The 12,608-nt window shown below is 68.8% G+C and carries 14 protein-coding genes; 10 read left to right on the top strand and 4 right to left on the bottom strand.

Annotated features, from left to right (window positions below; translation table 11 throughout):
* From BLT78_RS06195 to BLT78_RS06160, 8 genes are read left to right on the top strand one after another with little or no spacing between them, the layout of a single operon-like run.
* Positions 1-957 carry a MerR family transcriptional regulator gene (locus BLT78_RS06195; protein WP_090348147.1) on the top strand — a complete coding sequence of 319 codons (957 nt, stop codon included), beginning with the start codon at positions 1-3 and terminating at the stop codon, positions 955-957.
* The gene (phrB, locus tag BLT78_RS06190) at positions 932-2,368 is read left to right on the top strand and encodes a deoxyribodipyrimidine photo-lyase (protein ID WP_090348144.1); all 1,437 of its coding nucleotides are present in this window, start codon (positions 932-934) and stop codon (positions 2,366-2,368) included. The genes BLT78_RS06195 and phrB overlap by 26 nt, the downstream gene beginning before the upstream one ends.
* Positions 2,361-2,786 (top strand): nuclear transport factor 2 family protein, encoded by a 426-nt coding sequence (locus tag BLT78_RS06185; RefSeq protein ID WP_090348143.1) that lies wholly within the window; start codon positions 2,361-2,363, stop codon positions 2,784-2,786. Before phrB ends, BLT78_RS06185 begins: the two co-directional genes overlap by 8 nt.
* Entirely contained in the window at positions 2,783-3,544 is a 762-nt protein-coding gene (locus tag BLT78_RS06180) for an SDR family NAD(P)-dependent oxidoreductase (protein WP_090348141.1), read from the top strand. The genes BLT78_RS06185 and BLT78_RS06180 overlap by 4 nt, the downstream gene beginning before the upstream one ends.
* Positions 3,541-4,788 carry an NAD(P)/FAD-dependent oxidoreductase gene (locus tag BLT78_RS06175; RefSeq protein ID WP_090348139.1) on the top strand — a complete coding sequence of 416 codons (1,248 nt, stop codon included), beginning with the start codon at positions 3,541-3,543 and terminating at the stop codon, positions 4,786-4,788. Before BLT78_RS06180 ends, BLT78_RS06175 begins: the two co-directional genes overlap by 4 nt.
* Entirely contained in the window at positions 4,785-5,576 is a 792-nt protein-coding gene (locus BLT78_RS06170; protein ID WP_090348137.1) for a DUF1365 domain-containing protein, read from the top strand. The genes BLT78_RS06175 and BLT78_RS06170 overlap by 4 nt, the downstream gene beginning before the upstream one ends.
* Complete coding sequence (locus BLT78_RS06165; protein ID WP_090348135.1) at positions 5,563-6,837, top strand: SAM-dependent methyltransferase; 1,275 nt, start codon at positions 5,563-5,565, stop codon at positions 6,835-6,837. The genes BLT78_RS06170 and BLT78_RS06165 overlap by 14 nt, the downstream gene beginning before the upstream one ends.
* A gap of 1 nt (position 6,838) precedes the next feature.
* Positions 6,839-7,336: a DUF2878 domain-containing protein gene (locus BLT78_RS06160; protein ID WP_090348134.1), complete on the top strand. Its 498-nt coding sequence runs from the start codon at positions 6,839-6,841 to the stop codon at positions 7,334-7,336.
* Positions 7,337-7,340: 4 nt separating this feature from the next.
* Here the strand turns inward: BLT78_RS06160 and BLT78_RS06155 are convergent, their stop codons facing one another.
* The 4 genes from BLT78_RS06155 to folE are packed head-to-tail and all read right to left on the bottom strand — an operon-like array spanning position 7,341 to position 9,656.
* A complete protein-coding gene (locus BLT78_RS06155) occupies positions 7,341-8,036 on the bottom strand; it encodes an SDR family NAD(P)-dependent oxidoreductase (protein ID WP_090348132.1) in 696 nt (231 codons plus the stop codon).
* Positions 8,036-8,563, bottom strand: a complete 528-nt coding sequence (locus tag BLT78_RS06150; RefSeq protein WP_090348130.1) for a DUF3833 domain-containing protein — start codon at positions 8,561-8,563, stop codon at positions 8,036-8,038. The genes BLT78_RS06155 and BLT78_RS06150 overlap by 1 nt, the downstream gene beginning before the upstream one ends.
* Positions 8,564-8,572: 9 nt before the next feature.
* Positions 8,573-9,094 carry a chalcone isomerase family protein gene (locus tag BLT78_RS06145; protein ID WP_090348129.1) on the bottom strand — a complete coding sequence of 174 codons (522 nt, stop codon included), beginning with the start codon at positions 9,092-9,094 and terminating at the stop codon, positions 8,573-8,575.
* Between the two features lies 1 nt (position 9,095).
* Positions 9,096-9,656: a GTP cyclohydrolase I FolE gene (gene folE, locus BLT78_RS06140; protein WP_090348128.1), complete on the bottom strand. Its 561-nt coding sequence runs from the start codon at positions 9,654-9,656 to the stop codon at positions 9,096-9,098.
* Between the two features lie 342 nt (positions 9,657-9,998).
* Between folE and BLT78_RS06135 the strand changes: the two genes are divergently transcribed.
* On the top strand, positions 9,999-10,490 hold the full coding sequence (locus BLT78_RS06135) for a copper chaperone PCu(A)C (RefSeq protein ID WP_090348127.1): 492 nt from the start codon (positions 9,999-10,001) through the stop codon (positions 10,488-10,490).
* Between the two features lie 263 nt (positions 10,491-10,753).
* Positions 10,754-12,484 carry a phosphoethanolamine transferase CptA gene (gene cptA / locus BLT78_RS06130; RefSeq protein WP_231975723.1) on the top strand — a complete coding sequence of 577 codons (1,731 nt, stop codon included), beginning with the start codon at positions 10,754-10,756 and terminating at the stop codon, positions 12,482-12,484.
* The last annotated feature ends 124 nt before the right edge of the window (positions 12,485-12,608 follow it).

Below are 12,608 nucleotides of genomic sequence, written 5' to 3'. Positions count from 1 at the left end.
ATGCACGACGACAGCGAAGCACGCGACAACCCGACCGACGAGGAGCTGGCCGGCCTGCTGCCGATCCGCGAGGTGGCGCGGCGCACCGGGGTCAACCCGGTGACCCTGCGTGCCTGGGAGCGGCGCTACGGCCTGATCGTGCCGCAGCGCACCGCCAAGGGCCACCGCCTGTACTCGCAGGCGCAGGTGGCGCAGGTGCGGCAGATCCTCGACTGGCTGGAGCGCGGCGTGTCGGTCAGCCAGGTGCGTGGCCTGCTCAGCGACGCCCGCGTGCCCAGCGGCGCCGACGACCACGGCTGGGGCGCCCGCCGCCAGCAGTTGCTGGACGCCATCGTCAGCCTGAGCGAGCGGACCCTCGACGACGCCTTCAACCAGGCGGTGGCGCTGTATCCGCCGGCGACCGTGTGCCGCCATCTGCTGCTGCCGCTGCTCGACGACCTGCAGCGGCGCTGGGCCATCCGGGCGAATGCCGAGCTGGAACGCACCTTCTTCCTCTCCTGGCTGCGCAGCAAGCTCGGCGCCCGGCTATACCACAGCAACCGCATGCTCGGCAGCGCGCCCCTGCTGCTGGTCAACTGTTCCTCGGCGCCGCTGGAGCCCGCGCTGTGGCTGTGCGCCTGGCTGGCAGGCAGCGCCGAATGCCCGGTCAGCGTGCTCGACTGGCCGCTGCCGGCGCCGCAGCTGGCGCTGGCCGTCCAGCGCATGCAGCCACGCGCCGTGCTGCTCTACGCCAGCGAACCGCTGCAGCGCGATGAACTCGCCCGGCTGCTGCAGGGCGTCGCCTGCCCGTGCCTGCTGTGCGGGCCGGCGGTGCAACGCCAGCACGACGAGCTGGCGGCAATCGCCGACCTGCACCTGACCCCCGACCCCCTCGACGCCCAGCAGTGCCTGCATCGCCTCGGCCTGCTCGGTCTGCAAGGAGAAGTGCGCCATGCGCCAATTGATCTGGCTCCGTAACGACCTGCGGGTACGCGACAACACCGCGCTGAGCGCGGCGGCCGCCGCCGGCCCGGTGGTGGCGGTGTATCTGCTGAGTCCCGGCCAGTGGCGCGAGCACGACGACGCGCCGTGCAAGGTCGACTTCTGGCTGCGCAACCTGGCCGCGCTGCAGGACGACCTGGCCGCGCTGAACATCCCGCTGCTGGTGCGCCGCGCCGAGCGCTGGGACGACGCCCCGGCGGCGCTGCTCGAGCTGTGCCGCCAGCACGACCTCGGCGCCGTGCACGTCAACGACGAGTACGGCATCCACGAAAGCCGCCGTGACCGCGCGGTGGCGCAGGTGCTGCGCGCCAATGGCATCGCCTGGCACAGCCACGTCGACCAGGTGCTGTTCGCTCCCGGTAGCGTGCTGACCCAGAGCGGCGGCTACTTCCAGGTATTCAGCCAGTTCCGCAAGAGCTGCTACGCGCGTCTGGCCCAGTCGCTGCCGGCGCTGCAGGCGCTGCCGCGCATCCAGGCACCGCTCTCGATCGCCGGCGATCCGGTGCCGGCGGCAATCGACGGCTTCGCCACGCCGAGCGACAGCCTCCGCCAGCTGTGGCCGGCCGGCGAAGCCGCCGCGCACCACCAGCTGGCCAGCTTCGCCGACCAGCACCTGCCCTGGTACAAGGACGAGCGCGACTTCCCGGCGCGTCCCGGCACCAGCGCGCTGTCGCCCTATCTGGCCGCCGGCGTGCTGTCGCCGCGCCAGTGCCTGCACGCGGCGCTCGGCGTCAACGCCGGCGACTTCGCCGACGGCAACCCCGGCGTGGTCAGCTGGATCAGCGAGCTGCTCTGGCGCGAGTTCTACAAGCACATCCTGGTCGGCTATCCGCGCGTCTCGCGCGGCCGCGCCTTCCGCGTCGACACCGAGGCGCTGGCCTGGCGCGACGCCCCCGACGATCTCGAGGCCTGGCAGCAGGGCCGCACCGGCATCCCCATCGTCGATGCGGCGATGCGACAGTTGCTGGCCACCGGCTGGATGCACAACCGCCTGCGCATGATCGTCGCCATGTTCCTCACCAAGAACCTGCTGATCGACTGGCGCCACGGCGAGCGCTGGTTCATGCGCCACCTGATCGACGGCGACCTGGCCGCCAACAACGGCGGCTGGCAGTGGAGCGCGTCCACCGGCACCGACGCGGCGCCCTACTTCCGCATCTTCAACCCGCTCAGCCAGTCGGAGAAGTTCGACCCGGACGGCGCCTTCATCCGCCGCTGGCTGCCCGAGCTGGCCCACCTCAACCGCCGCGACATCCACAACCCGGCCGCCCTCGGCCTGTTCGGGGTGTCCGGCTACCCGGCGCCGATCGTCGACCTGGCGCGCTCGCGCGAGCGGGCGTTGCAGGCGTTCAAGGACCTGGCGCCGCAGGCCGCCGCCCATGGCTGATTTCCTGCGCCGCTTCGCCGACGAGTTCGCCCGCCTGGACCGGCACCAGCTGCAGCGGCTCGACAGGCTGTACACCAGCGACGTGGTGTTCCGCGATCCGCTGCACGAGATCCGCGGGCTGGCCGCCCTGCGGGACTACTTCGGCGAAATGTACGCCAACGTGCAGGATTTGCGCTTCGACTTCCACGGCTTCGACCAGGTCGGCGCCGGCGAGGGCTACCTGCGCTGGACCATGAGCTACCGCCACCCGCGCCTGCGCCGCGGCGCGCCGATCCGCGTCGACGGCTGCTCGCACCTGCGCTGGCACGACGAGCGGGTGTACCGCCACCGCGACTACTTCGATGCCGGCGCCCTGCTCTACGAACACCTGCCCGTGCTGGGCGGCGTCATCGCCTGGCTGAAACGGAGGCTGGCATGAAACGCATCTGGCTCACCGGGGCCAGTAGCGGCATCGGCGCCGCGCTGGCGGAAATCCTCCTGCAGCAGGGCCACCACCTGGCCCTCAGCGCGCGCAGCGAGGCGCCCCTGCAGGCCCTGGCCGCGCGCTGGCCGCAGCAGGTGCTGGTGCTGCCCGGCGACCTCGGCGACGCCGAGCAGGTGCGCGCCATCGGCCAGCGCATCGCCACGGCCTGGGGTGCGCTGGACTGCGCCATCCTCAACGCCGGCACCTGCGAGTACCTCGATGCGCGCGCCTTCGAGGCGGCCATGGTCGAGCGCGTGGTGCGCGCCAACCTGTTCTCCGCCGCCCATTGCATCGAGGCGGCGCTGCCGCTGCTGCGCCGTGGCCACGCGCCGCAGCTGGTGGCGGTGGCCAGCTCGGTGACCTTCCTGCCGCTGCCGCGTGCCGAGGCCTACGGCGCGTCCAAGGCGGCGCTGCGCTACCTGTGCCAGTCGCTGCGTCTCGACCTGGCCGCCGAGGGCATCGCCGTCACCCTGGTCAGCCCCGGCTTCGTCGACACCCCGCTGACCCGCCGCAACGATTTCCCCATGCCCATGCGCTGGCCCGTGGACCGCGCCGCCCGCCACATCGCCGAACGGCTGCCGCGGCGGCCGTTCGAGATTGCCTTCCCCGGCGCCTTCGTCGCCATCCTGCTGCTGCTCGCCCACCTGCCGCGCCGCCTGCAGCTGGCCCTGGGCCGGCGCATGTCCCGCACCACCACGGAAGACCGTCCATGAAGATCGCCATCATCGGCAGCGGCATCGCCGGCCTGACCAGCGCCTACCTGCTCAACCGTCGCCACGAGGTCACCCTGTTCGAGGCCAGTGACTGGATCGGCGGGCACACCCATACCGTGGACGTGCGCCTGGACGGCCGCGACTACGCCATCGATACCGGTTTCATCGTCTTCAACGACTGGACCTACCCCAACTTCATCCGCCTGCTCGAGCAGCTCGGCGTCGCCTCGCGGCCCACCGAGATGAGCTTCTCGGTGCACGATCCCGACAGCGGCTGCGAGTACAACGGCAACAACCTCAACAGCCTGTTCGCCCAGCGCCGCAACCTCCTGTCGCCGAGCTTCCTCGGCATGCTGCGCGACATCCTGCGCTTCAACCGCGAGGCGCTGAGGGACCTGGCCGAGGAGCGCATCGGCGGCGACATCACCCTCGGCGACTACCTGGCGCGCGGTCGCTACGGCCGGCGCTTCATCGACCACTACATCGTGCCGATGGGCGCGGCGATCTGGTCGATGTCGCTGGAGGACATGCTGGATTTCCCGCTGCAGTTCTTCGTGCGCTTCTTCAAGAACCACGGCCTGCTGTCGGTCAACGACCGCCCGCAGTGGCGGGTCATCGCGGGTGGCTCAAGCGCCTACGTGGCGCCGCTGACCGCCAGCTTCCGCGAGCGCATCCGCCTCAACTGCCCCGTGTGGCTGGTCGAGCGCGACGAGGACGGCGTCACCCTGCTCAGCCCGGCCGGCCGCGAGCGCTTCGACAAGGTGGTGTTCGCCTGCCACAGCGACCAGGCGCTGGCGCTGCTCGCCGCGCCGAGTCCGGCCGAGCGGCAGATCCTCGGCGCGCTGCGCTACGCCGACAACGACGTGGTGCTGCACACCGACACCCGCCTGCTGCCGCAACGCCCGCTGGCCTGGGCGAGCTGGAACTACCGCCTCGGCGGCCCGGCACGCCAGCCGGCGGCGGTGACCTACAACATGAACATCCTGCAGGGCATCGAGGCAGCAAAGACCTTCTGCGTCAGCCTCAACCAGACCGCCGCCATCGACCCGGCGAAGATCCTCGGCCGCTACAACTACGCCCATCCGCAGTACAGCCTCGCCGGCATCGCCGCCCAGGCGCGCTGGCGCGAGCTGTACGGCCAGCAGCACACCTTCTACTGCGGCGCCTACTGGGCCAACGGCTTCCACGAGGACGGCGTGGTCAGCGCGCTGCGCGTGGCCGATGCCTTCGGGGAGCGCCTGTGAACAGCGCGCTGTATCAGGGCTGGGTCGGCCACCGGCGCTTCCTGCCGCGCGGCCACGCCTTCCGCTACCGCATCGGCCTGCTCTACCTGGATCTCGCCGAGCTGGACGCGGTGCTGGCCCTCTCGCCGCTGGCCGGGCGTTCGCGCTGGGCGCCGTTCGCCCTGCGCGAGACGGATTTCCTGCCGCAGCTCACCGCCACCGGCATGCCGCTGGCCGACGCCGTGCGCCTGCGCGTCGGCGAGGCGCTCGGCCATGTGCCGCAGGGCCGCATCTGCCTACTCGCCCAGCCGCGCAGCTGGGGCCTGGCCTTCAATCCGGCCAGCTTCTTCTACTGCTTCGAGGCCGACGGACGCCTCGCCGCGATCCTCTGCGAGGTCAGCAACACGCCCTGGCTGGAGCGCTACCACTACGTGCTGCCGGTGAACGCCACGGGCGAGTCGCGCCACCGGGTGGCCAAGGGCTTCCACGTATCGCCCTTCCTGCCGCGCGACCTGGAGTACCGCATGCGCTTCTCCGCTCCCGGAGCGCAGCTGCGCATCCACATGGAGGACTGGCAGGGCGACGCCAAGCTGTTCGAGGCCGCACTCGGCCTGACCCGCGTCGAGCTCGACCGTCGCAGCCTGCACCGCCACCTGCAGGCCTTCCCCGCGATGACCGCCAAGACCGTCGCCGCCATCTACTGGCAGGCCCTGCGTCTGGCGCTCAAGCGCGTGCCGATCTTCGACCATCAACCCGCGGACGGTGACCACCGTACCGCCCGACCGGAGCCCAGTCATGAAGAGCACTAGTCTTTCCCCGGCCAAGCCGGGCCTGTTCGCCGGCAACGGACTGGGTGCTGGCCTGCTCAAGCGTGCCGTGCTGCGGCAGCTCGGCGGCCTGCGCCTCGGCCAGCTGACCGTCTGCGAGGATGGCGAGCGCCGCACTTACGGCCAGCACGGCAGCGAGCCGCACGGCGAGATCCACATCCATGACCCGGCCGCCTGGGCGATGGTCGCCGGCAACGGCTCGATCGGCGCCGGCGAGGCGTACATCCACGGCTACTGGAGCAGCCCGGACCTGACTACAGTGGTGCGCGTGTTCGTCGCCAACCTCGACGTGCTGGACGCCATGGACAGCGGCATCGCCCGCCTCGGCCGGCCGCTGCTGCAGGGCCTGCACTGGCTCAACCGCAACACCCGCCAGGGTTCGCGGCGCAACATCGCCGCCCATTACGACCTCGGCAACGCGCTGTTCGAGCAGTTCCTCGACCCGACCATGATGTACTCGGCGGCACTGTTCGAGCGCGAAGACGACAGCCTCGAGCGGGCCCAGCTCAACAAGCTCGAGCGCATCTGCCGCAAGCTCGACCTGCAGCCCAGCGACCACCTGCTGGAGATCGGCACCGGCTGGGGCAGCATGGCGCTGTACGCGGCGACCCACTACGGCTGCCGGGTGACCACCACCACCCTGTCGCAGGAGCAGTACGCCTACACCCGCCGGCGCATCGAGGAGCAGGGCCTGCAGGATCGCATCACCCTGCTGCTCGAGGACTACCGCGACCTGCAGGGCCAGTACGACAAGCTGGTGTCGATCGAGATGGTCGAGGCGGTCGGTCACCGCTTCCTGCCGACCTACTTCCGCCAGTGCGCCCGCCTGCTCAAGGACGACGGCCTGATGCTGCTGCAGGCCATCACCATCCGCGACCAGCGCTACGCGCAGGCCAGCCGTTCGGTGGACTTCATCCAGCGCTACATCTTCCCCGGCGGCGCGCTGCCCTCGGTGGCCCGCATGCTGGATATCGTCGGCCGCGACACCGACCTCAACCTGCTGCACATGGAGGAGTTCGGCCAGCACTACGCGCGCACCCTGCGCCTGTGGCACGACAACCTGCGCCGCGCGCGGCACTTCCTCGAGCAGCTCGGCTACGACGAGCAGTTCTTCCGCCTCTGGGAGTTCTACCTGTGCTACTGCGAGGGTGGCTTCCTCGAACGCAGCATCGGCACCGTGCAGCTGCTGCTGGCCAAGCCGGCGGCCCGCCCGGCGCCGCTGCTCGGTCGCCTGCAGGCCTGACATGCGTCTGCTGGCCAACGCGGTGCTGTTCCAGCTCGGCTGGTTCGCCTGCGTGCTCGGGGCGCAGCGGCCCGAGCTGCTGCTGGTCGCCGGCGCCTGCCTGCTGGCCCATTTTGCGCTGGTCGAGCGCAGAGCTGGCGAGCTGAGGGTGGTCGGCGCGGCGACCCTCGCCGGCTGTGTCCTCGACAGCCTGCTGCTCAATCTCGGGGTCTTCGACTTCGCCGGCGACAGCCGCGTGCTGCCGCTGTGGCTGGCGCTGCTGTGGGCGCTGTTCGCCACCACCCTCGGCCACAGCCTGGCCTGGAGCGCCCGGCCGTGGTGGCTGGGCAGCCTGCTCGGCGCTCTCGGCGGGCCGCTATCCTACCTGCTTGGCGCCCGTCTGGCCGGCGTCGGCCTGCCGCTGGGCCTGTGGCCGAGCCTGCTTCTGCTGGCGCTGATCTGGGCGCTGCTGGTGCCGCTGCTGCACGGCCTGCGCCTGCGTCTGGCAGTGGCTCGCTGAGCACCTACCAGGGCAGCTGCTCGCCGTTCCACGAATAGAAGCCGCCGCTGGCCTCGGGGCCGAGCCCGTCGATCACCTGCAGCAACTGCCTGGCCGCCAGCGCCGGCGCGCGACCGATCTCCGCACCGCGAAACGGCCGCGACAGCGCGGAATCGACGGTGCCCGGATGCAGGGCCAGCAGCACGGCGTTGGGGTTGCTGCGGCGCACCTCGATGGCGGCGGTCTTCACCAGCATGTTCAGCGCCGCCTTGGAGGCACGGTAGCTGTACCAGCCGCCCAGGCGGTTGTCGCCGATGCTGCCGACCTTGGCGGAGAGCATGGCCAGCACGCCGCGGCGGCGGTCGAGCAGACGGGCGAAGTGGCGCAGCAGCAGCGCCGGGCCGAAGGTGTTGACCTGGAAGGTGTGCAGCAGCTGGTCGTAGTGGAGGTCGCCGAGCTTCTTCTCCGGCATGAACGCCGGGCCGTGCAGCACGCCGGCCGCGTTGACGATCAGCTGGAACGGCGCCTGCGCGGCGAGCGCCTCGGCCGCCGCCGCGATACTCGCAGCGTCGGCCAAATCGAGGGCCGGCTGCGAGCCGCGCGACAGGCCGAGCACCGCCGCGCAGCGCGGATCGCCACGCAGCGCCTCGACCAACGCCGCGCCGATGCCCCCCGAGGCGCCGATCACCAGCGCGCGGTAGCCGTCGGGAAAGGAGTCCATCAGGGCGCTTCCTTGCGGAAGAACAGGGTGACCTGGCCCAGCTCGAAGCCGAACTTGGTCATGAACGAACGGTTGGCCATGGTGCGCTCGTCGAGCAGGTACATCCAGTCGTCGAAGTCGACCTGGTAGACCTTGCCGTCCACCGGCAGGCTGAGCACGTAACGCCAGCGCAGGGCGTTGCCGGCCACCTCGCCGCGCGCCTCGCCGACCACGTCGGCGGCCGTGCCCCGCCAGCGGCCGGGGCCGTCGGGGTGCAGGGTCCACACGCGCTTCTGCTTGCTGCCGTCGCTGTAGGTGAAGTCCTCGTCGAGGATCAGCCTGTCGCCCTCGCGGCGGCCGTTGATCTCGACGTGGAAGCGCTTGATCACCTCGCCCGAACGCTTCTGGAACATGCCCCAGGCGTCCACCCGCCCGTCGAAGTAGCTGGGCAGGTCGAGTTGCGGCTGCTGCTCGCGGTAGTGCTCGACGTCGATCTGGCTGCAGCCGCCGAGGCAGACGCAGAGCGACAGCAGGAGTTTCTTCAGCATGGAATGCCCTCAGGGTGCGGCGGTGCCCAGCAACCTGGCGCGCAGCTCGGGGTTGCGCGTGCGGGCATCCAGCCAGATGGAGAAGAAGGTACGGGCGAACTCCTCGTCGCGCACCTCGTGCTGCAGCCGGTCGCCGGCGTAGAAGCGCGCGCCGGAGCCCGGCAGGTACAGGCCGGTGATGCGCGAGCCCGGCGCGGTGTCGACGAAGGCGCGGCGCATCTGCGCGGCCCAGCCGGCGAGCCGCGCCGAGTCGTAGCGGTCACCATGCAGGCGGCGGATCTCGTCGATGCTCACCTCGACCAGTCGCTCGCGGCTGATCTCGCGGTGATAGATCAGCTCGAGGGCGAACGGGCGGCCGGCGTCGAAAGCCGCGACCGGGCTCCACAGCCGCGCGCTGTACAGACGGAAGCCGAACACGCTGAGTTCGCCCTCGCCGACCAGACGGGCCTCGGGCAGCGCCTCCCGCCAGTTGCCCAGCGCACTACCGCTGAGCAGGCAGAGCGCGAGCAGCGCGATACGCAGCCTGGGCATCTCAGTGCCGCCGGCCGATCAGCTGGAGGAACTCGTGGCGGGTGTTGCAGCTCTCGCGGAACGCGCCGAGCATCACCGAGGTGTTCATCACCGAGTTCTGCTTCTCCACCCCGCGCATCATCATGCACATGTGCTGCGCCTCGATCACCACGGCCACGCCGGCGGCGTTGGTGACGCTCTGGATCGCCTCGGCGATCTGCCGGGTGAGGTTCTCCTGGATCTGCAGGCGGCGGGCGTACATGTCGACGATGCGCGCCACCTTGGACAGGCCGAGCACCTTGCCGGTGGGGATGTAGGCGACGTGGGCCTTGCCGATGAAGGGCAGCAGGTGGTGCTCGCACAGCGAGTACAGCTCTACGTCACGGACGATCACCATCTCGTCGTTGTCGGAGGCGAACAGCGCGCCGTTGACGATCTCGTCGAGGCTCTGCCGGTAACCGCGACACAGGTACTGCATGGCCTTGGCGGCGCGCCCGGGGGTATCCAGCAGTCCCTCGCGCTCGGGGTTTTCGCCGAGGCCGACGAGGATGCCGCGGTAGTGATCGGACAGATAGTCGTTCATCGCACAGGCCCTCGCTGAAAAATGGCAGGGTTCAGTGTCGCGTCACCGGGTACCTGACAAGTTGCGACGGCGCTCCAGCTGAACCCTGGATAAAACCTATACCAGAAAACAAATCTGTACAATAAAATTATACAGATATCGGCGACACGTCTGATTATCCCAGCGAATATGCGGCTTGAATGGACCTCGATACGGCATTGCAGACAATCCTTGTATAGATTTTCGTGCGCCGCCTGTGGCAGTGACGCCGTGCGCGCTTTGGTCGCCTGCTGGGCGGCCGGCACGCTGTGCTAAGGTGCGCGCGCCAAGCCCACTGGGCTAGTCATTCCGAGGAACTGCCTGATGCTGATCCGTACCCTGAGCCTCGCCGCCCTGTTCGCCGTCGCCCTGCCGGGCTTCGCCCACGACTACCAGGTCGGCGAGCTGACCATCGACCATCCCTGGTCGCGCGAGCTGCCGCCCAACGCGCCGGCCGGTGCCGCCTACTTCACCCTGAAGAACGCCGGCGCCGCCGACCGCCTGCTCGGGGCCAGCACGCCGCGCGCACAGAAGAGCGAGCTGCACACCCACGTGCACCAGGACGGACTGATGAAGATGCAGCGGATTTCCGCCGTGGACGTCCCCGCCCAGGGCGAGGTGACCTTCCAGCCGGGCGGCAACCACGTGATGCTGTTCGGCCTCGACAAGCCGCTCAAGGCCGGCGACGAGTTCCCGCTGACCCTGGAATTCGAGAAGGCCGGCAAGGTCGAGGTGCAGGTGCAGGTGGAAAGCGCCGATGGCCATGGCATGGGGCACCAGATGCCGATGGATCACGGCAGCCATCAGGGGCACTGATCCGAGGGGAAGCCCTGCCGCCGCCTGCCGTGCGATATCTGCCAGAAGAAGACCCGCCTTTTCGGCGGGTTTTTCATTCTGGACGCTGCAGGCACCGCCTCACGTAGCGCATCCCGAAGAAGTCGCCAATCCCGCGCAGGCGGGAATCCCGAAGGCGCGTGGCCCCCGGCGGCAAGTGGCCTCTTCAGCGAGTTACTTCAGACTGTCTTAAGCTAGGCAATTCAAGCTGTTGCGCTGCCTCCTTGCGCGTAACGGAACAACAAATGCCACAAGCCGCCTCTGCCATGCCTCCCGCACCTTCGACGAAGCCCACTCGCGCCACCGACTGGGCTGCCCTGGGTTGGGCATACCTGTTCTTCTGGTACTTCTCCGGGGTCTACCATGTTCTGCTGCAGGTTTTCGACGCGACCATCTTCGTCGGCTTTCGCCAGTCGGTCATCGTCAGCACGCTCTGGCTGATCCCCGTGCTGCTGTTTCCGCAGCGCACGCGCCAGATCGCGGCGGGCATCGGCAGCATCCTCTGGCTCTGCTCCCTCGCCAGCCTCAGCTACTTCCTCATCTACTGGCAGGAGTTCTCGCAAAGCGTCATCTTCATCATGTTCGAATCGAACACCCAGGAGGCGAGCGAATACTTCGCGCAGTATTTCGTCTGGTGGATGGTGCCGGTGCTGCTGGCCTACACGCTGGGTGGCTACCTGCTCTGGCGGCGCCTGCGGCCGGTCGTCATCGCGCGGCCGCGGGCGCTGGGGGTGGCGGTGTTCATCGCCGCCAGCCTGTTCGGCTACCCCGCGGTCAAGCTGGCCAATGCCGGCCAGCTGTCGCTGGACAACGCCGTCGAGTCCTACGAAAAGCGCATGGAGCCGGCCACGCCTTGGCAGATCATTTTCGGCTACACGCAATACCGCAAGCGTCTCGCCGAAATGCAGGCCCTGCTGGACCAGAACCATCGCCTGCCGCCGCTGCAGGACCTGAAGGATGCCCATGCCGGCCTGCCGGCTACGCTGGTGCTGGTCATCGGCGAGTCGACCAATCGCCAGCACATGGGCATCTACGGCTATCCCCGGCCGACCACGCCGCGCTTGCAGGCACTGCCCGGCCTCGAGGTGTTCGATCAGGTGATCAGTGCGCGGCCCTACACCATCGAGACCCTGCAGCAGACGCTGACCTTTGCCGATCCGGACAGTCCCGACCGCTATCTGAGCGAGCCGTCGCTGATGAACATGATGAAGCAGGCCGGCTACAAGACGTTCTGGATCACCAACCAGCAGACGCTGACCAAGCGCAACACCATGCTGACCTATTTCTCCCAGCAAACGGACGAGCAGGTCTACCTCAACCACAGCCGCGCACAGAATGCCCGGGAGTACGACAGCAACGTGCTCGAGCCCTTCCAGCGCATCCTCAACGATCCGGCGGAGCGCAAGTTCATCGTCGTCCATCTGCTGGGCACGCACATGAAATACGACTACCGCTACCCGCCGGAGTACGAGGTATTCAAGGATCGCCAGGGGCTGGCGGACTGGGCCGCTGCCGAGCAGGTGCCGGTGATCAACAGTTATGACAACGCGGTCCTGTTCAATGACTTCATCGTCTCGACCCTGATCGAGCGCTTCCGCGACTCGCGGGCCAACGGCTTCCTGCTGTACACCTCTGACCATGGCGAGGACGTCTTCGATTCGCCAGGCCACCGCATGCTTGGCCGCAATGAAAGCAGCCCGACCGTACCGATGTACGCGGTGCCCTTCCTGATCTGGCGTTCGGAGTCATGGCGAGCGCGCGATGCACGGGAGTTTTCGTCGATGCGCGACCGCCCCTATGCGCTGTACGACTTCATTCACACCTGGTCCGATCTGGCGGGCCTGAGCTACCGGAATTACGACGCGAGCAAGAGCCTGGTTTCGCAGACATTCACCGAGCGCGAACTGCGGATTGGCGATCCCTATCGCCGCAAGCAGTTAATCGACTTCAGAGCGATGATGCAGGCCTCACAGTGAAGCCTTTGCAGCTGCCGCCAGTAATCCGTGCCCCATCCTCGCCAGCATCATGCGCAGACTGACGCTAGCGAGGATGACAGGTGCAAAGGCCTCCGATATCACTGGCCATGCAGTGATATCCGGT

Source organism: Pseudomonas oryzae (assembly GCF_900104805.1).
Classification (GTDB): Bacteria; Pseudomonadota; Gammaproteobacteria; order Pseudomonadales; family Pseudomonadaceae; genus Geopseudomonas; species Geopseudomonas oryzae.
Note: the sequence above shows the minus strand (reverse complement) of the source record. Positions and strands in the feature narration are given on the sequence as shown.

Excerpts from the sequence above, each read along its gene's own strand:
- BLT78_RS06195 (WP_090348147.1), top strand. The coding sequence starts at position 1 with ATGCACGACGACAGCGAAGCACGCGACAACCCGACCGACGAGGAGCTG.
- phrB (WP_090348144.1), top strand. The coding sequence starts at position 932 with ATGCGCCAATTGATCTGGCTCCGTAACGACCTGCGGGTACGCGACAAC.
- BLT78_RS06185 (WP_090348143.1), top strand. The coding sequence starts at position 2,361 with ATGGCTGATTTCCTGCGCCGCTTCGCCGACGAGTTCGCCCGCCTGGAC.
- BLT78_RS06180 (WP_090348141.1), top strand. The coding sequence starts at position 2,783 with ATGAAACGCATCTGGCTCACCGGGGCCAGTAGCGGCATCGGCGCCGCG.
- BLT78_RS06175 (WP_090348139.1), top strand. The coding sequence starts at position 3,541 with ATGAAGATCGCCATCATCGGCAGCGGCATCGCCGGCCTGACCAGCGCC.
- BLT78_RS06165 (WP_090348135.1), top strand. The coding sequence starts at position 5,563 with ATGAAGAGCACTAGTCTTTCCCCGGCCAAGCCGGGCCTGTTCGCCGGC.
- BLT78_RS06160 (WP_090348134.1), top strand. The coding sequence starts at position 6,839 with ATGCGTCTGCTGGCCAACGCGGTGCTGTTCCAGCTCGGCTGGTTCGCC.
- BLT78_RS06155 (WP_090348132.1), bottom strand. The coding sequence starts at position 8,036 with ATGGACTCCTTTCCCGACGGCTACCGCGCGCTGGTGATCGGCGCCTCG.
- BLT78_RS06150 (WP_090348130.1), bottom strand. The coding sequence starts at position 8,563 with ATGCTGAAGAAACTCCTGCTGTCGCTCTGCGTCTGCCTCGGCGGCTGC.
- BLT78_RS06145 (WP_090348129.1), bottom strand. The coding sequence starts at position 9,094 with ATGCCCAGGCTGCGTATCGCGCTGCTCGCGCTCTGCCTGCTCAGCGGT.
- folE (WP_090348128.1), bottom strand. The coding sequence starts at position 9,656 with ATGAACGACTATCTGTCCGATCACTACCGCGGCATCCTCGTCGGCCTC.
- BLT78_RS06135 (WP_090348127.1), top strand. The coding sequence starts at position 9,999 with ATGCTGATCCGTACCCTGAGCCTCGCCGCCCTGTTCGCCGTCGCCCTG.
- cptA (WP_231975723.1), top strand. The coding sequence starts at position 10,754 with ATGCCACAAGCCGCCTCTGCCATGCCTCCCGCACCTTCGACGAAGCCC.